This window comes from 'Nostoc azollae' 0708, assembly GCF_000196515.1.
Taxonomy (GTDB): Bacteria; Cyanobacteriota; Cyanobacteriia; order Cyanobacteriales; family Nostocaceae; genus Trichormus_B; species Trichormus_B azollae.
Map to the genome: position 1 here is coordinate 5,146,530 of NC_014248.1, position 19,698 is coordinate 5,166,227.

Annotated in this window: 17 protein-coding genes, 1 tRNA gene and 5 pseudogenes; 16 read left to right on the forward strand and 7 right to left on the reverse strand. The window is 38.6% G+C overall.

The features are described from left to right. Positions 1-103 precede the first annotated feature (103 nt). The 4 genes from leuC to AAZO_RS23945 all read right to left on the reverse strand — a co-directional run bounded on the left by leuC (position 104) and on the right by AAZO_RS23945 (position 4,333). The gene (gene leuC, locus AAZO_RS23930) at positions 104-1,507 is read right to left on the reverse strand and encodes a 3-isopropylmalate dehydratase large subunit (RefSeq protein WP_013193146.1); all 1,404 of its coding nucleotides are present in this window, start codon (positions 1,505-1,507) and stop codon (positions 104-106) included. 113 nt (positions 1,508-1,620) lie between these two features. Next, positions 1,621-3,234: a sensor histidine kinase gene (locus AAZO_RS23935; protein ID WP_013193147.1), complete on the reverse strand. Its 1,614-nt coding sequence runs from the start codon at positions 3,232-3,234 to the stop codon at positions 1,621-1,623. Positions 3,235-3,769: 535 nt separating this feature from the next. After that, positions 3,770-3,940, reverse strand: a complete 171-nt coding sequence (gene psb34 / locus AAZO_RS34525) for a photosystem II assembly protein Psb34 (RefSeq protein WP_013193148.1) — start codon at positions 3,938-3,940, stop codon at positions 3,770-3,772. Positions 3,941-4,260: 320 nt separating this feature from the next. Beyond that, a tRNA-Val gene (locus AAZO_RS23945) sits at positions 4,261-4,333 on the reverse strand. A gap of 147 nt (positions 4,334-4,480) precedes the next feature. Here AAZO_RS23945 and AAZO_RS23950 point away from each other — a divergent pair. The 3 genes from AAZO_RS23950 (at position 4,481) to AAZO_RS23960 (ending at position 7,091) form a co-directional block, all read left to right on the forward strand. Further along, positions 4,481-5,080: a metal-binding protein gene (locus AAZO_RS23950; protein WP_013193149.1), complete on the forward strand. Its 600-nt coding sequence runs from the start codon at positions 4,481-4,483 to the stop codon at positions 5,078-5,080. Between the two features lie 23 nt (positions 5,081-5,103). Beyond that, a complete protein-coding gene (mazG, locus tag AAZO_RS23955) occupies positions 5,104-5,910 on the forward strand; it encodes a nucleoside triphosphate pyrophosphohydrolase (RefSeq protein WP_013193150.1) in 807 nt (268 codons plus the stop codon). Between the two features lie 713 nt (positions 5,911-6,623). Further along, positions 6,624-7,091, forward strand: a complete 468-nt coding sequence (locus AAZO_RS23960; protein ID WP_013193151.1) for a DUF29 domain-containing protein — start codon at positions 6,624-6,626, stop codon at positions 7,089-7,091. 1,115 nt (positions 7,092-8,206) lie between these two features. Here AAZO_RS23960 and AAZO_RS23970 read toward each other — a convergent pair. Together AAZO_RS23970 and AAZO_RS23975 are read right to left on the reverse strand one after the other, a co-directional pair. After that, positions 8,207-8,629, reverse strand: a complete 423-nt coding sequence (locus AAZO_RS23970; RefSeq protein WP_013193152.1) for a hypothetical protein — start codon at positions 8,627-8,629, stop codon at positions 8,207-8,209. A gap of 66 nt (positions 8,630-8,695) precedes the next feature. Further along, complete coding sequence (locus AAZO_RS23975; RefSeq protein ID WP_013193153.1) at positions 8,696-9,388, reverse strand: hypothetical protein; 693 nt, start codon at positions 9,386-9,388, stop codon at positions 8,696-8,698. Positions 9,389-9,926: 538 nt separating this feature from the next. Here AAZO_RS23975 and acs point away from each other — a divergent pair. The 7 genes and pseudogenes from acs (at position 9,927) to AAZO_RS24010 (ending at position 15,562) form a co-directional block, all read left to right on the forward strand. Next, entirely contained in the window at positions 9,927-11,897 is a 1,971-nt protein-coding gene (gene acs / locus AAZO_RS23980) for an acetate--CoA ligase (protein ID WP_013193154.1), read from the forward strand. Positions 11,898-12,497: 600 nt separating this feature from the next. Beyond that, entirely contained in the window at positions 12,498-12,785 is a 288-nt protein-coding gene (locus AAZO_RS23990) for a hypothetical protein (RefSeq protein ID WP_013193156.1), read from the forward strand. Positions 12,786-12,894: 109 nt separating this feature from the next. After that, positions 12,895-13,336 (forward strand): annotated as a pseudogene (locus AAZO_RS32235) (ISKra4 family transposase); the annotation flags it as partial. 223 nt (positions 13,337-13,559) lie between these two features. Beyond that, a pseudogene (locus AAZO_RS32240) lies at positions 13,560-14,525 on the forward strand (IS701 family transposase). A 64-nt stretch (positions 14,526-14,589) separates the two neighbouring features. Continuing rightward, a pseudogene (locus AAZO_RS34530) lies at positions 14,590-14,853 on the forward strand (ISKra4 family transposase); the annotation flags it as partial. A gap of 60 nt (positions 14,854-14,913) precedes the next feature. Then, positions 14,914-15,222 (forward strand): hypothetical protein, encoded by a 309-nt coding sequence (locus AAZO_RS24005; protein WP_013193159.1) that lies wholly within the window; start codon positions 14,914-14,916, stop codon positions 15,220-15,222. Between the two features lie 40 nt (positions 15,223-15,262). Further along, positions 15,263-15,562, forward strand: coding sequence for a hypothetical protein (locus AAZO_RS24010; protein WP_013193160.1), 300 nt, complete (start codon positions 15,263-15,265; stop codon positions 15,560-15,562). 340 nt (positions 15,563-15,902) lie between these two features. Here AAZO_RS24010 and AAZO_RS24020 read toward each other — a convergent pair whose 3' ends face one another. Next, positions 15,903-16,046 (reverse strand): hypothetical protein, encoded by a 144-nt coding sequence (locus AAZO_RS24020; protein ID WP_013193161.1) that lies wholly within the window; start codon positions 16,044-16,046, stop codon positions 15,903-15,905. 544 nt (positions 16,047-16,590) lie between these two features. On the opposite strand from AAZO_RS24020, the pseudogene AAZO_RS32245 reads away from it, so the two are divergent. From AAZO_RS32245 to AAZO_RS40210, 6 genes and pseudogenes are all read left to right on the forward strand, one after another. After that, positions 16,591-17,384, forward strand: a pseudogene (locus AAZO_RS32245) (IS5 family transposase). Positions 17,385-17,648: 264 nt separating this feature from the next. Next, positions 17,649-17,732 (forward strand): annotated as a pseudogene (locus AAZO_RS41870) (cation-transporting P-type ATPase); the annotation flags it as partial. A gap of 33 nt (positions 17,733-17,765) precedes the next feature. Next, positions 17,766-17,927 (forward strand): hypothetical protein, encoded by a 162-nt coding sequence (locus AAZO_RS41875; RefSeq protein ID WP_266887138.1) that lies wholly within the window; start codon positions 17,766-17,768, stop codon positions 17,925-17,927. Positions 17,928-17,960: 33 nt separating this feature from the next. Further along, on the forward strand, positions 17,961-18,068 hold the full coding sequence (locus AAZO_RS44675) for a P-type ATPase actuator domain-containing protein (protein ID WP_476691485.1): 108 nt from the start codon (positions 17,961-17,963) through the stop codon (positions 18,066-18,068). 72 nt (positions 18,069-18,140) lie between these two features. Beyond that, the gene (locus AAZO_RS40205; RefSeq protein ID WP_228371396.1) at positions 18,141-18,494 is read left to right on the forward strand and encodes a cation-translocating P-type ATPase; all 354 of its coding nucleotides are present in this window, start codon (positions 18,141-18,143) and stop codon (positions 18,492-18,494) included. Then, complete coding sequence (locus AAZO_RS40210) at positions 18,466-19,602, forward strand: HAD family hydrolase (protein ID WP_228371397.1); 1,137 nt, start codon at positions 18,466-18,468, stop codon at positions 19,600-19,602. The genes AAZO_RS40205 and AAZO_RS40210 overlap by 29 nt, the downstream gene beginning before the upstream one ends. Positions 19,603-19,698 lie beyond the last annotated feature (96 nt).

Consider the following 19,698-nt stretch of genomic DNA (forward strand, 5'->3'; position numbering starts at 1 on the left):
GTTTTAAGAAGAAATAAACCACGAAGGCGCAATGAACACGAAGGAAGAAGAGCTTAAGAAAGTATCTTCACTCCCCTCCTCGCTGCAGGGGTTGGGGATGGGGTTAAAGCAATTCGCGCACGTCGGACACCTCCCCCTTAATAGCGGCTGTAGCTACCATTGCGGGACTCATGAGTAGGGTACGACCGGAAGCAGAACCTTGTCTTCCTTTAAAGTTGCGGTTGGAGGAGGAGGCGCTAATTTGTCTACCTTGGAGTTTGTCGGGGTTCATGGCTAAACACATGGAACATCCTGGTTCTCTCCATTCAAAACCGGCTGCGAGAAATATTTTATCTAGTCCTTCGGCTTCGGCTTCTTTTTTGACTCTCTCTGAACCGGGAACAACGAAAGCTTTCACATGCTCTGCTACTTTGCGACCTTGGGCAATTTTAGCAGCTTCTCGTAAGTCGCTAATCCGTCCGTTGGTGCAGCTACCTATGAAGCAAACGTCAATTTTTGTTCCTTGGATGGGTTGACCGGGGTATAAGTCCATGTAGCGATATGCTTCTTGGGCTACAAAGCGGTCTTCTTCTAAGAGTTCTTCGGCTGTGGGAACTTTTTGATCTACGCCAATTCCTTGACCTGGTGTAATTCCCCATGTGATTGTGGGGGGAATGTATTCGCCATTAAATAGTACTACATCATCATATTCAGCATCGGCATCACTCCGTAGGGATTCCCACCAAGTAACGGCTTGTTCCCAATTGGCATCTTTAGGGGCGAAGTCTCTATTTTTTAAATAGTCGTAGGTAATATGATCGGGGTTGACGTAACCGCATCTTGCACCACCTTCTATGGCCATGTTGCAAACGGTCATCCGTTCTTCCATGTTCATTTTTGCAAGGGTTGTTCCTGCAAATTCGTAAGCGTAGCCTACACCACCTTTTACGCCTAATGTGCGAATGATGTGTAAAATTACATCTTTGGCGTAAACTCCAGGTTTTAAGTTGCCGTTAACTTCGATTTTGCGGACTTTGAGTTTAGATAATGCTAAGGTTTGGGAGGCTAGAACATCGCGAACTTGGCTTGTACCAATACCAAATGCGATCGCACCAAAGGCACCATGACTCGATGTATGGCTATCTCCACAAGCTATGGTCATTCCCGGTTGAGTTAGTCCCAGTTCCGGGGCAATGACGTGAACTATACCTTGATTTCCTGAACCAATATTGTAAAAAGTTATGTCATTTTCTTGAGAACTCTTTTCTAAAGCCTGGATCATTTCTTCGGCCATACTGTCCACAAAGGGACGGGCTTGATTCTCTGTAGGAACGATATGATCAACTGTCGCTACTGTGCGTTGTGGAAATAAAACTTTTAAACCCCTTTCTTTGAGCATAGCAAAGGCTTGGGGACTGGTAACTTCATGGATGAGATGAAGTCCAATAAATAGTTGCGTTAGTCCTGATGGAAGTGTCCCAACGGTGTGGAAGTCCCAAACTTTGTCAAACAGAGTTCCCTTGCTCATACTGAAATCTATGTTAAAGGAGTCAGATTTTTGATTTTATCAGAAAATCGCTCAGGTTATCGGTAAAGCTATAGGAATTTGACTTTTCTTCAATCTAAAGGTTACTTCGTCTGCTATGTATTTGCTGGCTTTATCTGTCTAATAGGAATCTCAATCACAAATTCTGTTCCTTTTTCAGGTTCAGAAATACACTCGATCTTTCCTTTATGCTTATCTACTATAATCTGGTAACTAATAGATAATCCTAATCCAGTACCTTTACCTACAGGTTTAGTAGTAAAAAATGGTTCAAACAATTTATTTTTAACTGTTTCTCCTATTCCTATGCCATTATCTTGAATGTTGATAATTACCTTCTCGTCATTTCTGACTTGAGTATGAATAATAATTGAACTGAAGTGTTTGTTAATATCTTTAGAAGAATCTATTTCCTGTTGACGCAAAGCATCAATAGCGTTCACAATTATATTCATAAATACCTGATTTAATCCTCCTGCATAACATTCAACAAGAGGTAAATTTCCATAGTCTTTAATAATTAAAATTTCCTGCTGTTCCTCCTGACCTTTAATAATATCTTGCAAAATTAACAGTGTACTATCAAGCCCTTCATGAATATTAACAGGCTTCATTTCTGCTTCATCAAGACGCGAGAAATTCCGTAAACTTAAGACAATCTCACGGATACGTTCAGCACCAACTGCCATAGAGGATAATATTTTAGGGAGATCATCAATCAGAAAATCTAATTCTATCTCCTCAATCAAAATATTTATTTCTGGATTGTAATTAGAATTTTCTTGTCGGTATCGGTTAATCAAAGTTAATAAATTCTGAGTGTATTCCCTAACGTGAATTAAGTTGCCATAAATGAAATTAACAGGATTATTAATCTCATGAGCAACACCAGCAACTAACTGACCTAGTGAAGACATCTTTTCAGTTTGAATCAGTTGTACTTGAGTCTGCTGAAGTTCTTGTAGTGTCTTTTGTAATTGAAGATTTTTCTGGTTTAAGCTTGCCGTTCGCGTTGCAACTTGCATTTCTAACATATAATTAGTTTCTTCTAGGGCAGCTTGAGCATTTTTTTTAGCTTTTAAATATTCTTGCAATAGACGTAATACTAAAATCCATATTGGGATAAGTATTGTTAAACTTAAAATAGAACCTAAAATAGCCCAAATCATTCCTTGGCGATATTCAGCAACTTTTTGTTCCAATGCAAGTGATATATTCTTGTTCCTTTTAGCAATACCATCGGTATAAATATGTTTCTGAGTTTCGTATTTACGGCTGGACAATATTTTTTGTGCAGCTTGTTTTTGATTTTTATTAACTAAATCAAAAGATTTATATTCCATGGCAATTAACTGCTGATTAGCAATATCAATTTTTTGGGGATTCTGATCTTTATATGTTTCAGGACCTACTTTAATAGCTTCTTTAATTGCCAGATCGAGTTTAGGTTCAAATTGGCGATATCTTTTTTCCCAAAGAATATTACCTGTAGCCGCATTCATCCGGGCTGACATGGTTAATACTTCATCCAAATAAGTAATTTCATTACTTAATTTTTGGAGGTGAAATTCCTGTTTAGCAATATTGTTGAAGTTATAATATGCTTGCCAATTGAGCCAAACTTGAGGAATAAATAATAGTAATGTTAGCAATACTGTCAGACTTACTAACTGAGAAGGAGTAAATTTAAGCTTATAAAATAAATGCATTTTTCTACCTTTACAGCACTTTGCTCAACGGTTTGGTACAATATTAAACCCTATAACCCTTACTCTATAAGCATTTTAGATATTTATATGTGTTCATTTTATATGTAAAGTGCTGTATATATAGCAACTTTAGATAAGTTATTTAACAGAATTAATTAGACAATTTCAACCCTTTTGGGGAATTAAACATTCAAAAAAGGTCATTGCAAGAGGATTTACGCACTTTGACCAAAAAACTTTCATTCTGAATGTAGCGTCAGCAAAATGGAGAATCGCTGAGATACTTCCCTAGGCTACATGTTTCTCAGTATGACAAAAATATTTTGTGTATGCCCTGCTGATTGAGTCAATAAGATTTATTTTTGTGCTTTGCATAGGGGCTTTAATAATCTTTAGGAGTTTAGATTTACTAGTTTTAGCTTAATATACGGTGATTAAGCAATAAAAAACCCCGGTGAAACTGACCGAGGTTGATTAGGAGAAATAAGAATGACGATTAGATTCCAATACCGAAGCTGAAAAGATTTAAAACATCTTAGCTAACACCCAACGCGATTAAAAGTGTAAATGTCACGAATAAAGCTGCCACTGCACCTTGAAAAAGGTAGCGGCTTTGTTGTTCAGGTGAAGGATATTCAGCGTAGTACAGTTTTGGTTCGGTTGCGTAGTTGTTGAGGATGCCTTCTTCGTTGGTGGTGGTATACATAATGTTTTTCCTTCGTTTGTTTCTTTATGTAAACTACTTTAACAAAATTGTTACAAAATGTCAATAGGACTTGACAGAGCATAGTAAATACTCTATATAAGAGTTGGTTATCTGGAATGGAATGGACTTTATTATATATAGTGAGAATTTACAAATTAAATTTTTGATGATTACCGATGATTACCAACGCAATAGCGCCTCTAGTATTTGTCAAATCTAAAAGCTTTGTTTAGAAAATTTTGGTTTACAATTTACCCTAAAAAGTTTGTAGCAGCCCACAAATTAAGTGTGAACTGCTATGGCAGAAAATTTATTTTAAATGGGCAGTACCAGACTCGAACTGATGACATCCTGCTTGTAAGGCAGGCGCTCTACCAACTGAGCTAACCGCCCCTTCTCATCACTTAATTAATATAGCATACTCTTTTTAAATTGTGCAAGGGGTTTGGGGAAATTTTTTTTTGCGGGCATGAGCTAGGTTGTCGGTTATACTTACTGAGTATTGAATCTTTAATTATTTTTTATTTTTAATTTTCCAAGATGCCTTCTGGTCAAACGCATGATCGCATTACTATCTGGTCTTTGCCTATGGTGACGGGTGTGACTTTGGTGTCCACTCGCAGTAGTAATGTGACTTTGTTGGTGGCGGGTGGGTTTATGTTTGGTGGGTTTATGTTTGGCCCAGATTTAGATATTTACTCCCGTCAGTTTCAGCGTTGGGGGTTTTTGCGTTGGATTTGGCTGCCTTATCAAAAAAGTCTGCGTCATCGGTCTTTTTTGTCCCATGGGCCAATTATTGGTACGACTCTGCGGGTGGTTTATCTCACGACTTTTTTGGCGGTTGTGGCGATTTTGGTTTTGGTAGTTTTCGCTAAGTTGGGTAATGTGGCTTTCAACTGGGGGGATGTTTGGAGGATTGTGGGGCGGACTATATCTATATATTATGGGGAATTTTTTGCTCTGTTTGTGGGGTTTGAACTCGGTGCTATGAGTCATTCTCTCAGCGATTGGACTAATTCGGCTTATAAACGTTTCCAAAAGCAGGGGATTCAAGGGTTGCTGAACCATGGCAAAATTAAGAAGCGTAAACCGATAAGGGGTGTCAAGGCGGTGAGAAAACCCAGAGGTACCCAGAGGTAAACCCGGAGGTAGGTGGAAGTTTTATGGCAGATAATCAAACTTTGGTGGCTTTACAAGAATTAATTGATGTAGTGGCAAAATTGCGATCGCCTGAAGGTGGTTGTCCTTGGGATTTGGCACAAACGCGGGAAAGTCTGACGGCCTATGTGATTGAGGAGGCTTATGAGGTGGTTGATGCTATTCAAACAGGAGATAAAAGAGCGATCGCAGAAGAATTAGGTGATTTATTATTACAGGTAGTATTACAAGCACAAATTGCCAGTGAAGCCGGTGATTTTTCTTTGCAACAAATCGCTGAAGGTATTTCTCAAAAATTGATTCGTCGTCATCCTCATGTTTTTAGTGATGTGACAGTGGCAAATATGGAGGAGGTGCGTCAAAATTGGGAAACTATTAAAGCCGCAGAAAAAGGAGAAACACCAGCAACGCAAAAACTGAGTGATAAACTTAGTCGTTATCGGCGTAGTCTTCCACCTTTAAATGCAGCAATGAAGATTTCTCAAAAGGCTGCTAGTGTTGGGTTTGAGTGGAACAATGTTGATGAAGTTTGGGGAAAGTTTCACGAAGAATTAGGGGAATTTCAACAGGCTTTAACTGAGGAAACACCGGAAAGACAAGAATCAGAATTAGGTGATTTACTATTTGCAATTATTCAAGTTGCTAGATGGCATAATCTTGATCCGAGTGCAGGTTTGCAAGGTACGAGTCAGCGATTTATTCAACGATTACAAAAAATGGAAGATGTAATTAATCGCCCCCTGACAGAGTATAGCTTGGAAGAATTAGATGCACTTTGGCAACAGGTTAAAGCCCAACTGGCGAAAGATTAGGGGGTGGGGACTGGGTAGCACTTACCAACTACCTGTTACCCATTACCCAATTTTGAATTTTGAATTTTGAATCTTTAAGGTTTTTTCGCCTCAAACAACCTATCATACAAAGCTTGATAAGTAACATTTTCTCGCAAACTGAGTAAGGCACTGTTGATTCTTTTTCTGGCGGGGCTTTCGTTCGGTAGAACTCTGCCGTAGTTTTCTTCACGGAAGATAGTACCAACAACTTCTACTTTACGCCTTCATTAGCTGCATAAAATAGATATACAGGAGCATCAAAAACAATAGCCTCTACTTTTTTAGTCAGCAGTGTATTTACCATAGAAATTTGCTTTGGGTAACACAAAATAAAATATGATATTTATCTATCATGTTTACTCAACCGCAAATATTACATTCTTCTTAGGAAGAATCTCAACTCTCAGAATGTTTTCTCACACAGAGATGCAGAGAGGAATCAACTGTTTCTTTAAGCTTCTAGGATTTTTATTAAATAGTTATTCCTTATCAATTCTATGAATGCATATCTAAAACTCAATGTCAACGCTTCTACTTCTGTTTTTGCGTCAGGTAAACTATAGGGTGGTTTCTAATTCCCAAAACCATGAGATTTCAAAGAGGTTGTCTTACCCAAGAACCAATCTAAATGCTCGTAAACTAGAGACTGTTAGTGTGGGGCTAATTAGTTGAATTAGGAGTAAACTTCAAAGATGACTAATACGCTATATCATAGCCATTTGCAATTATGGATTGAGCAAACGATTCAGCAGTTACAAAATCATGAATTTGAGTCGCTGGATATTGAGCATTTAATTGAGGAGTTAGTTAATTTGGGTAAATCCGAGAAGAATACCCTCAGAAGCAATCTGAACATTTTCTTGACTCACTTACTCAAGTTCAAGATTCAGCATGATGTACCCGATTCAATGAAGGGAAGTTGGTACAGTTCAGTTATTGAACATCGTCAACGGGTTCTCGACAATTTGGCCGATACCCCATCTCTAAAAAGTTTTTTGATGGAAGCTGTAGAAAAAGCCTATCCCGATGCCCGTCAAGTGGCAATTAAGGAGGGTAAACTAGCTAAATTTGGGGTTCGTGTATCGGAAGACAGTGAGTATCCTATAACTTGTCCTTTTTCCATTGGACAAATTCTGAATGAGGATTTCTATGGGCTATAAATTAGAAAAAGAAAAGATGTGCTCAATGTCTCCAGGTTTTTAAAGAGGAAGAAAAAATTAACTCTTTAGGGGCTAAGGGTGCGATCACAAACTGCTGTAAGCTTCGCTTATGACACACACCATAACTCAAACAGGTCTACCTTGTACAGATAGATCCTCTGCTGTTTGGTGCATGATTGCATTTCATAGCAATGATGCAGCATTAGATATCAATATCAGGTAATTCGTGCAAAAATAATGTTACTAAACTCTCAGGTAAAACTCACGAGACTTAAATAAAATCAAAATGAGAATTAGATTAGGTAGTCAGAAATTACTCTTGTCTCTGGCTGTAGTGTGGTAATAAATTTTCTATTTCTTCTCTTAGAAGAGTAATTCAGACTACACCTACACCTCCTAGAGGTAACACTGAAAAGTTGAGAGATTATTGGGAAGTGATACTTGAAAAACCACTTCCCTGTCAAGATGACATTGGTACTAATCAAACCTGGTTTGTTTATCAACAGCACGTGCAGGAACTCAGAGGTGTTCTTGTTCCTTAAAGACTTCTAGATTAGGTGAAATAGTGCAAGTCTGTTTGTGTGTAAGAGGGTGTTTGAAAGGTCATGCTGTAGCTTGCTTTCCGCAGGGTACGTAGCGCAGCGCAGTGAAGCAGTCAGATTAATCGCTCAGACCCTAGATTCTAGAGCCTCCGGCACGCTTCGCATTCACGCAGTGAAACGAAGGGATACAGAATAACAAATTATACCTTTTCCAACTTTTCAAACATCCTCTTTTCAAACATCCTCTTTTCAAACATCCTCTAAGATTTATCATCTTGTTGATGTCCTAACCAGCTTAGCAGGTGCTTTTTTTTGATAAAAATCTACGAGAATGTGTAGAGACGTTGCGTGCAACGTCTCTACTGAATAATTTACCGTTTTTTACTAGTAGTCTGTCAAAGACATTTTAAGGGTGATGATAGGAAAAAAATTTCTATTCTTCCCCTGCTTACCTTCACCCGTCATTTCTTGGGTTGACAGACTACTAGTGCAGCATGGTGAAAATAACTATCCAGTGACAAAAGTTGAAAAAGCTAAAGTTTGCTTTCTTCCCTTCTATCTTCTGCTTTTTACTTACATCAGCTTTTCTACTAAACTATTTGCTAAATCAAGCAATTCGATATCGCAAGCAAGAAGATGACGAGCTAAAATATCTCTGACAGCAGATGTTTTTTCATCTTCTCTAGTAATCCTCAAGCATTCTTCCAAATTTATTGCTAAATCAAACAGTGGTCTATCTCCCAAGCCATACCTAATTTTTACAGCAACATTGTCATTACTGACCAGAAATTCTTTTATAGAATCTAATAGAGAATTACCTAATATTTCATCATTTCCCCACGTTTCTAACCAATCTCCATCTACATCTTCAACATAAAGGTGAACAAAATTTAGCCCATATTCTAGCCAGTCTTGCTGCATTCTACGGGCTGCTGCTAAAATTTCAGCAAATTCATCTACTTGAGTAATGCTGTTCATTTCTTGTTGGTTAACCATAAATGCTGTTGTAAGCAGGTAACAATTTAGGCTAGGACTCAGATATTGGATATCAAAAATTTGATATCAGGAAAAATTTAGATAGTTCCCTTGATCAAGATGGTCACTGTTATACAGTGCCACATTGACTAATTGGTTGATAAAGTCACTCTCCCCAGGATTGTAACTTAAGAACAATCCTCTCTCTATTTGCCACAATTGCAGTGCATTTTGCCACTTTTCATACTTTTGCTCATGGAACTCTTCGCTGACACTGGTAACTTGAATACAGAGTGGTTTTTGTTGATGATTACTAACTATTAAATCTGTTGCCATAGAAAGGTCGGCAATATAACGCTGCCAAATGTTCCCTTCACGACGCACAATATCTTGAGCTATTGATTTAATGATATCACCATCAAACTGATTAAACTCTCCCGCCATCATTTTTTTCTTCCAAATATAAAATTTGGCATCTGTTGAGTTTATCCACTTAGGAAATAGATAGCTATACCAATACCTCTCATTTGGGGTCATCTGGTTGAATTTTGCTTGTCGTGCTGCTTCTGAAGGTAAGGATTGAATTATCAGCCAAATTGTAGAGTCGGTAATCACCTCAAGAAGAAAAGCAAGGACAAATGGTTTAGCAGTCAGGGAACCAGGCCGAATATATTTGACCCACCGATTGATCTCATCTAATCTTTTTGATAACTGAGGATCTATTGCCGAGGCTTGCTCAATGAGCAACTTTAGTTTATGCTTAATTTCTTTTGCTTGCAAACTACGCCCTACTTTTCAGTAACTAACTATTTGCTGTAAATTTTATACCCTTTTAAGTTGTATATATGATTCATGGTTTAGTGTTTAAATTTGGTTAAAAAAAAATGCTATTGGCAATTACTCCCAAGTCTTGTGATAGCGAGACTTTCAGTATATGACGACCCAGGTTTTTACCCAGTTAGTTGGTGCAAAATACCTATTAACTAAGCAGTACACTGTTATATTACCCTTTAGCAAGGTACAAGATGCACCATTTGTCATTTCCTCAATCATACTTAATAAACTGTCACGCATCTAGTTTTTTAACCCGAACTAGGTTATAGAAGGATTTTAGGCTCAAAATTATACAATTTAAATGGGCCACAGCTTATTATCTTGAGCTTTAATCTGTCTTAATCTACTCATTTTGGTTTAGTTTTGACTTGTGTCAACTGAATAAATTAAAGATTTTCATCCAGCTTAACGAAAATCTAAATACTACTTGACACAACTCCATTAAAAATAGTTCTCAGTCACTATATCGTTTACATAGATCATCATGTTTCAACCGACTATAGAATCTATCCTACAGGAAAACCGACTTTTTCATCCCTCTAGTAATTTTTCGCAACAGGCTAATATCAAAAGTCTGGAAGAATATCAGCGGATTTATGATCAAGCTAAGGCTGATCCACAGGCTTTTTGGGCAAAATTAGCGGAAACGGAGTTAGATTGGTTTCAAAAATGGGATATTGTGCTAGATTGGCAACCTCCTTTTGCGAAGTGGTTTGTGGGTGGTAAGATTAATATCTCTTACAATTGTCTTGACAGACATCTGACTACTTGGCGGAAAAATAAGGCTGCTTTGATTTGGGAAGGTGAACCGGGAGATTCCCGCACGCTAACATACTCCCAATTGCATCGAGAAGTTTGCCAGTTTGCCAATGTACTGAAACAGTTGGGGTTCAAAAAAGGTGATCGCATTGGTATTTATATGCCGATGATTCCCGAAGCTGCTATTGCGATGTTAGCCTGTGCGAGAATTGGCGCACCCCATAGCGTTGTCTTTGGTGGGTTTAGTGCGGAGGCTTTGCGCGATCGCCTTAACGATGCTGAGGCTAAATTAGTAGTAACAGCAGATGGTGGTTGGCGTAAAGATGCGATCGTTCCCCTGAAAGAACAGGTAGATAAAGCCTTAGCTGATAACGCAGTTCCCAGCGTCACAGATGTGCTGGTGGTAAAACGCACAGGTCAAAAAACCCAGATGGAACCAGGACGGGATCACTGGTGGCATGATTTACAAAAAGGTGTCTCCGCAGATTGTCCCGCCGAACCAATGGACAGCGAAGATATGCTGTTTGTCCTTTATACTTCTGGCAGTACTGGTAAACCCAAGGGTGTTGTCCATACAACTGGTGGTTATAACTTATACAGCCATATTACCACAAAATGGATTTTTGACCTCCAGGACACAGATGTATATTGGTCTACTGCTGATGTAGGTTGGATTACAGGACATAGCTATATTGTTTATGGACCCCTTTCCAATGGTACAACCACTATTATGTATGAAGGTGCGCCCCGTGGTTCTAATCCTGGTTGCTTCTGGGATATAATTGAAAAATACGGCATAACTATCTTTTATACCGCACCGACAGCCATCCGCGCCTTTATTAAGATGGGTGAACACCATCCGAGAAAACGCAATCTTTCTTCCTTACGTTTACTGGGAAGTGTCGGTGAACCTATTAACCCAGAAGCTTGGATGTGGTATCACAAAATCATTGGTGGTGAACGCTGCCCTATTGTTGATACTTGGTGGCAAACGGAAACTGGTGGTATTATGATTACACCCTTACCTGGTGCAATTCCCACTAAACCAGGTTCAGCGACTTTGCCTTTCCCTGGGATTATTGCAGATATCGTGGATTTAGAAGGTAATTCTGTCCCAGAAAATGAAGGTGGTTATTTAGCGGTTCGTCATCCTTGGCCGGGAATGATGCGGACTGTTTACGGTGATCCTGATCGCTTTCGTCGGACTTATTGGGAACATATTCCCCCCAAAGATGGTAACTATACGTACTTTGCTGGTGATGGTGCAAGAAAGGATGAGCATGGCTATTTCTGGGTGATGGGGCGTGTGGATGATGTGCTGAATGTCTCTGGACACCGCCTGGGAACGATGGAATTAGAATCTGCGTTGGTATCTCATCCAGCGGTGGCTGAGGCTGCGGTGGTAGGTAAACCTGATGAGTTAAAGGGTGAGATAGTTATAGCTTTTGTGACCTTAGAGGGTACTTATCAAGCCAGTGAGGAGTTGAGTAAGGAACTGAAGAAGCACGTTGTTCAAGAAATTGGTGCGATCGCACGTCCTGGTGAAATTAGGTTTACTGATGCCTTACCGAAAACCCGTTCTGGTAAAATTATGCGCCGTTTATTGCGGAATTTAGCCGCAGGTCAGCAGGTATCGGGGGATACTTCGACTTTGGAAGACCGCAGTGTTTTGGATAAGTTGCGGGAAGGTGCATAAACAATTCAAAGTTCAAAATTCAAAATTCAAATTGTTTTGAATTTGTTTGAAAGCACTATCATCATTTAATTTATGCGGTAAGTGAAATAGCTTACCCTGTTGAGTTTCGCTCAAAGACGCTAAGAAACAAAGACGCAAAGTGTTTTTTGTGTCTTTGCGTTTTTATCTTTTTCTATCTGTAGTGTATTATTATTGTAATAATTGAGGCCATATTGCTAAAACACCACCACAAGAAATATTTTGTAATATGAAGTAGTTTAGGGTTTATTAGGTGAATTATATATATATGAAACCAACTGAAGATTGGCTGCAACCAATAAATGGAAAATTCCGTAGGGAAGATGTACTACCTACAGCAAGACTGAGCCTGGCTATTTTAGAATATTCAAAGCAGTTTAATTGTTCTTGGATATCCCCATCAAATATTGATAAGACAATTGAAAACTGGTTTTATAGAAATACTAAACCTGGTTCTCATCAGATTGGCTCACTCTACAACTCTACAAATGAGCATTCTACTTTGATTCATGTTTTTGGCAAGTTGATATTCCTATTGGATTTGGCTTGTGTCCTATAAATGCGTTTCATTCTTCGACATCAATGCCAGATAATTCTAAGCTTGAAATTAAAGCCAAACATGAAATTTTCTGGGAATTCATTTTGCTCTGGTTAAACTGTGTAGACTATGCTGATGGGTACGACGATATCTTACAATTAAATACGTTCAATCACTTAGCTACAAGTTTTATAAAAAGCGCCCATAAAGAGTTACAAGCTACAGTGTCTCTTTTGTTGGAAGAACGTCCTCAAGTAAAAGCCATTGAGACTTCTAGAATGGCAGTAGGAATTTACTTGAAAGGGGAGCATCCCAATTTGGGAAGAAGATGAAAGAAAGGATAAATAATTCGCGAGGCATCATCGCGAATTAAGGGGGGACTATACAAATGCGGTCCATAACTGAGAAAATTGTGGGGATCAGAGAGTATGGTTTAAAACAATGACAGCAGAAGATAAAAAACTTTTAGAAGCTCACATCAAAGAGATAGTCAAAATCCTTTATAAAAATACCCAACCCGAGAAAATCCAAACATTTGAAGGCATCGAAACATCTGTAGGCGACCAGGTTTTAGAACATGTCAGTCCGAAAAGCGCCTTTTTTTTGTCGGAGAAAAGACTGTCACAAGAAAGGTAAAACACGGACAATCAGGAGTTGCATTGGTAAGATTAAAGTCACTAACAAACAAGCATCTCCTTTGGGGAGAGAACCGTATAGGCGATTTAGCCCATTGGTTGGAGAGTGCTTTTTGTCACTTGCAGCCAAGGAGTCATTCCAGGACGCAGAGAATGACCTTAAGGTTCTAACAGGGATAGAATTTGGTTATAGTACCTATCATCGGCAAGTCAAAAAAGTGGACTTATCTCCCCCGAACTTAAAACAGACAGGACTTAGGCAACTGGCACAGGCCATGGGTGAAATATAGTACATCGGTATTAAATAAATCGGATATGGAAAGCTTTATCAACCCATAAGAAGTAGCTGCAACAGGAAACATTATTCAAATATTCATGAGAAAATAGGTAGGAGATTGTATTAGATAAATGTTGCTGAAGGTAATGAGATTTACTAAACTTGATTACTGCTAATACTTATTAAGTAGTCAAATTAATTATACAATTACTAATTTAGCAGAGCATTTAGAAAGTATTAGCCATGATGCAATTAACTATTATTTAAAAACCGAAAAGTTAACATCTCGTTTACTATGGGATAAGGTGAAAGAGGTAGTAGAACCTGATGGTAATGGGTACATCATATTTGATGACAGTGTTTTAGACAAAAGATATTCTGAAGAAGTAGAGATGGTGAGGAGACAATATAGTGGTAATGAACATGGCATACTCAAAGGAATTGGTGTAGTCAGTTGTGTATATGTGAATCCTAAAGTTCAAAGATTTGGGGTAATAGATTACCGCATTTTTAATTCTGATGTGGATGGTAAAACCAAGATAGACCATGTGAAAGATATGCTGCAAAAACTGGTGTATCATCAGCTTTTCCCATTTGATAAGGTTTTGATGGACACATGATACGCACTAAACAGTTTCATGCTGTATATTGATAGCTTAGACAAAATTTATTCTTGCCCTTTAAAAAAGGATCGGTTAGTTGATGATACATTTGCCAAAGAAAAAGATAAACCTATTGAATTATGAGAATGGAGTACTGAAGAGTTAGAATGTGGTAAAATTATAAAAATTAAAGGGTTTCCCGCTCAGAAAAAAGTGAAACTATTCCGGGTTGCTGTTTCTACCAACAGAACGGATTATGTCGCTACTAACGATTTATCTCAAAATTCTACGAATGTTGTACAAGAGGTGTGTAAAATTCGTTGGAGAATCGAGGATTTTCACCGAGAGATTAAACAAATAAGTGGCATTGAATCTTGTCAATGTCGTAAAGCTAGGCTTCAAATAAATCATATTGCTTGTGCAATATTGGTTTAGATTAGATTAAAGAATTTAGCCTATCAAACTGGTCAAACTGTTTATCAAAACAAGCATAGATTGCTTTCTAATTATTTAATTCAGCAACTAAAACGCCCAAGTCTTCCTATGTGCTTGGTTTGAGTTCAATTGTTGCGTGCCAGGGCTACATCCCGCCCGCTATTTGTGCTAGTTGCGTAAGTCCTGACAGAAATTAACAGAGGTCTGCTTAGAGGGGGTAAAAGTGCAGTTACGCTCTCAAGAGAAAGGAAAGCCTGTGTACTGGAAGGAGTATAAAACAGGGCGATTAGAGGGTATATATTAAGGAGCATTTTTTCAAGACAATCTCTCCCTAAGTAATTTGGTCAATAGCCAAAACATCGGTAAAACTCTTTACTGCTTGGGAGATGGGCATGATGGAATTTGGAATCTATTTGCAGAAATTGCCGACTCTGATATTCGTCACAGGATAAAATAGCTCGATTTCAGTGGATTAAAAAGGCCATTACAGCCTTAGAAAAACAACATTTTATTGAAGCAGGGTGTTCTGGCTGCATCCGGGGCTTGGGTAGCCGGTTATCAAGTCCGTCAAAACTTCAAGAAATATTGGTACTACAAATTACAAGTGCCAATCCCATATTTCCAATGCCCGACATCAGACAAACTGATTAAATATAAGCATTTGGGCAAAGCTGGTACTCAAGAGCATACTGATGCTGTTATGTCTGTTTATAGACGTTCTCTTGGTGATCAAATACAGAGAATAACTCATACCCTGGATGATTATTTGCTAGACATTAGTTCTGGATCTGAGCAAGAGTCAGAAGAACCACTTGATTAAATCTGGATTCTTTTATTTTTGCCAAATTGGGATACTCCCCTTGAAAGCAATCTTAATTATTAAAAACGGCTGGAATGATGAAACTCAAGTAAAAAAAATTGGTCTTAACTTAGTTGAGGCAGTTGAGCAATGCATAAAACTGACGAATAATCAAGATATAGAAATTGTAAGAGATAAATTAAATTGCTTTCCGCCAATAAATGAACGAGACAAGGGTAAACACTGGAAAACATCTGAATTCTGGTTGGGATATAGTATCGCTCAATATATTGCAACTACTTTTACTAGAATGTTTTCTGATATAGATAATAGAAATCAAATTTTCTCTAGTAATTTATGAAACGTGACATGGATTTAATCAGAGAAATAAATATGGTTGCAATATGCACCTAATAAGATAATAATCAATGGGTACACTGATGAACAAATTGGTCACGATATTTTTATTATGATTGATGGTGGTTTGGTTGAAGGCAAAGTATCGATGTATCATCTATGCATAGTACTACTCCTCAAGCGAGGGCAAAGAGGCTTACTTAGTAAGGACATGAATTTATTGACGCTGCAAGATCAAAGTCTGTTTGGAAGAAAATGAAGAATGTATTAGAAGCTCAAGGACCTAGTGTAAATACAGGCAACAAAAACCAACATCCTGAATATCCTGATTCTGACAATCATCATTAAAACGTCCCCTTAAATGCTGCATAGCTCAGGGTAATAATAATTGGTAAAATGATAGAAATAGCAACTATCAATCCTGTTTTACCAAACCTAATTTCTTGACCATATGCTTTAAGAAGAGCAATGACAGCAGCAGTATCCATGAAAATCCAAGGAAATCTAAAGACGATAAAAATAGTAAATCTCGAGCTATTCATACATTTGTTTAACTGCTGATTTATTTGAGTTGGAAAATTATAGGTAGTCTACTAATTCTAAGAATTCTTGGGACCTTTCAATCGGTATCTTCTAGTTTTGGGTATCTCATCAATACATCATCATAATTGTCAGCATGTTAAATAAATTAACAAACTACTAAAGTAACCGCTCAATAATCCGGGGTGAATCGTTCAATGAGAAGCCTCAAATGGCGTAAAATCGTTCCTGAAAAGGTAGTCTGCCCCCATTTATTAAGCGGTTACCAACTAAGATATTAGAAATCATTATCCTGTACATCACCAAATCCTGTAAATCCTGATTCAGACAGTAGGGTGTGTTAGACGAGAGTAAGGCAACTTAATTTATTAAATCAATTGGAATCAATTTTGGTGTGTTAGAGGCTATTAATAAAGTAAATGTAAAGGGGAGTAGAAAAGGAATGTTGGAAGGATAGGATACATAAAATCTAGTGTATTTACATAGCTACTGATGGAACGAAAGTCTTACCCCACAGACTTAACTGATATGGAGTGGGAAATCCTGGCCCCATTGATTCCACCAGCCAAAGAAGGAGGGCATCCACCCATAACAGATATGGGTGAAATATGTAATGCCATCTATTATCATTTGAAAACTGGATGTCAATGAAATATGCTTCCAGGTGACTTCCCGCCAAGGTCAACGGTATATAGCTATTACAGGAAATGGCAGGGCCAGGGGGTTTGGGAAAAATTCAACCATATATTGGGTGGTCAAGTTCGCTCGAAATTAGGTAAATCAACACAACCTACCGCGCTCGCTGCAGACAGTCAGTCGGTCAACACTGACCAAAAAAAGGGGATGTGTATGGTTTTGACGGATGTAAAAAGGTAAAAGGGAGAAAGGGGCAGACTTTAGTTGATAGCCTTGGACTTGTGTTGAAACTTGTTGTTAGTAAAGCCAATGCCCCAGAACGAATACTTGCTGCCTATGCACTAATGGAACTGCTAGAGGAACCCACAGAATTATTGGAAAAAGTCCAAGTTTTATGGGTTGATTCCGGTTATGAAGGTGATAAATTTGCACTTGCAGTTTGGTTCCTGATTCAAGCTCATGTTGAAGTCATAGGACCTACTGAGCAAGAATTTAAAGTTTTACCACAACCCTGGGTAGTAGAAAGAACATTTGGGTGGTTTAACCAATATCATCGTCTAAGCAAGGATTATGAGCGTTTAACACAAATGAGGGAAGGGGCTATATATGCTCTTATGACTAGAATTATGCTACTTCCTCTTCTCTCCTAAACATTTACTTTATAAATCATCTCTTAGGAGCGTATATAATTTAATGTATAGTTTATGATATTTTCGCGGTCCTAACGCACCCTACATACTACATACTAACCACCCTAGAAAACATACCCCTCACCTCCGACAGATGAAGAGGTATAGACTCAGTATCTAGGATATCAAAGCCAGATTGATACTGAGAGTATGCCTTTAAATTCTCATATTTGGACGCTGACACCTACAGATCTCTAAAAGAATCTAACAACAACTCGCCAAGGTATCAGCGAGGTAGAAGTCAACTTAAGATTACAACAATTCGGTTATAACGAACTTCCCGAACCACAAACACGACCTTTAATTCTACCTTTCACCGACCAGTTAACCCATTTTATGGCGTTGCGGTTGTGGATAGCGGGGATTTTAGCTTTTATTTCTCAAACACCAGAATTAGGTTGGGCAATTTGGGCAGTTATTTGGATTAATGCTATTTTTAGTTTTTGGCAGGAGTTTCAAGCGGAAAAAGCTTTAGGAGCTTTAAAAAAAATCTTACCTTCCTAAGCAAAAGTTTATCGAGATGGGAAATTATCTGTAATTCCTGCCCGTGAGTTAGTTAGCGGCGATGTGATGCAGTTAGCAGAAGGTGATAAAATCTCCGCTGATGCCAGAATTATTGATAGTCAGGTCAGTCTTTATATGTAGATGTGTCAGTACTCACAGGGGAATCTTTGCCAGTTCCCCGGATTTGCCAACCTGTCACTGCAGACAATATCCATGCTTCCCACCCAAGCTAGTAACTTCGTATTTGCAGGTTCTACCATTGCAGCCGGTCGGGGACTGGCGGTGGTATATGCAACACGCACACATACAGAATTTGGTCAAGTAGCCCATCTCACAACAAATGTAAAGCGGGAAGCCAGCACTTTAGAAGTGCAGATTTCCAGAGTAGTTAACATCATTACCATGATTGCTTTGGGTATGGGTATGGTGATATTTTTACTTACTAAGTTAGTTGTTGGGAGGAATGTAACTCAGAGAAAGTTTTATCTTTGCGATTGGCATTATTGTGGTATTTGTCCCGGAAGGCTTACTACCTACTGTGAATCTATCCTTAGCTATTGGTGTTAAGCGCATGGCAAATAAGAATGCTTTAGTACGGCGTTTGTCTGCGGTGGAACCTCTGAGTGCAACAACTGTTATTTGCACCGACAAAACCGGGACCTTGACTCGAAATGAAATGACTGTCTGCCAATTATGGATTCCCAATACTCAGATTAATGTAACTGGGGTAGGTTATGAACCCAAGGGAGAAGTAGAAATTACCTATGGTGAATATGAGTCTCAGGTGCGGTTAATGTTGGCTGGTGCGGCACTTTGTTCCAATGCGCAGTTAAATCATCCGCCCAACTCCAATCAATGGCTAGGATCAGGTGATCCTACGGAGGCAGCACTACTAGTAGCAGCAATTAAGGCTGGCTTGAAATTGGAGGAGTTGCAACATCAAGCACCAAGAATTCGGGAAGTACCTTTTGATTCCCATCGACGAATGATGACAGTTTTGCTAGAAGGGCATTTGCAGTTGGACAATACTGGAAATTCACAGTACTTGGTTTTTAGCAAGGATACAACTTTAGATGTATTGCAACATTCACGATATTTATGGCATGCAGATGGAAAGCTGGAACTGACGCAAACCCAGCGGGAAGAAATTGCGGTGGCTAATGATCAACTTGCTAGTCAAGGTTATCGTGTACTAGGAGTAGCAACAAGTCAAGGTGGGGCTAAATTGAAACAGCTTGGTAATAATTTGTTGGAACAGCACTTGACCTTTTTGGGATTGGTGGCAATGATTGATCCACCACGTCCAGAATTTGCCAATGCGATTGCCCTTTGTCATCGTGCAGGTATTCAAGTGACAATGATTACAGGTGATTATGGCTTAACAGCAGCTGCAATCGCTCAAAAGATTGGTTTAGTCAAAGGCAAGGCTAGAATTATTACAGGAGAACAATTAGGACATCTTTCTGATACTCAATTACGGCAAATACTCCACAAGGACAAAACGAATTTAGTATTTGCCAGGGTGATGCCAGAACAGAAACTCAGGTTAGTCGAAGCATATAAAACCCTTGGTCATGTGGTCGCTTTCACTGGTGATGGTGTCAAGGATGCCCTTAATTTGGATAGGAATTGCTGTGGAATGCTTACTAATTCTCTCAATTATTCACTCTCCTAGGTGTGAGTACAAGCTTCCACTGATTAGCTTTTAATCTTTAATTCCCCGAAGGGGTTGACTTATTTCGTAACTTTGAATACTTTTAGTATTTTTTTA

Excerpts from the sequence above, each read along its gene's own strand:
- leuC (WP_013193146.1), bottom strand. The coding sequence starts at position 1,507 with ATGAGCAAGGGAACTCTGTTTGACAAAGTTTGGGACTTCCACACCGTT.
- AAZO_RS23935 (WP_013193147.1), bottom strand. The coding sequence starts at position 3,234 with ATGCATTTATTTTATAAGCTTAAATTTACTCCTTCTCAGTTAGTAAGT.
- psb34 (WP_013193148.1), bottom strand. The coding sequence starts at position 3,940 with ATGTATACCACCACCAACGAAGAAGGCATCCTCAACAACTACGCAACC.
- AAZO_RS23950 (WP_013193149.1), top strand. The coding sequence starts at position 4,481 with ATGCCTTCTGGTCAAACGCATGATCGCATTACTATCTGGTCTTTGCCT.
- mazG (WP_013193150.1), top strand. The coding sequence starts at position 5,104 with ATGGCAGATAATCAAACTTTGGTGGCTTTACAAGAATTAATTGATGTA.
- AAZO_RS23960 (WP_013193151.1), top strand. The coding sequence starts at position 6,624 with ATGACTAATACGCTATATCATAGCCATTTGCAATTATGGATTGAGCAA.
- AAZO_RS23970 (WP_013193152.1), bottom strand. The coding sequence starts at position 8,629 with ATGGTTAACCAACAAGAAATGAACAGCATTACTCAAGTAGATGAATTT.
- acs (WP_013193154.1), top strand. The coding sequence starts at position 9,927 with ATGTTTCAACCGACTATAGAATCTATCCTACAGGAAAACCGACTTTTT.
- AAZO_RS23990 (WP_013193156.1), top strand. The coding sequence starts at position 12,498 with ATGCCAGATAATTCTAAGCTTGAAATTAAAGCCAAACATGAAATTTTC.
- AAZO_RS24020 (WP_013193161.1), bottom strand. The coding sequence starts at position 16,046 with ATGGATACTGCTGCTGTCATTGCTCTTCTTAAAGCATATGGTCAAGAA.
- AAZO_RS40205 (WP_228371396.1), top strand. The coding sequence starts at position 18,141 with ATGCTTCCCACCCAAGCTAGTAACTTCGTATTTGCAGGTTCTACCATT.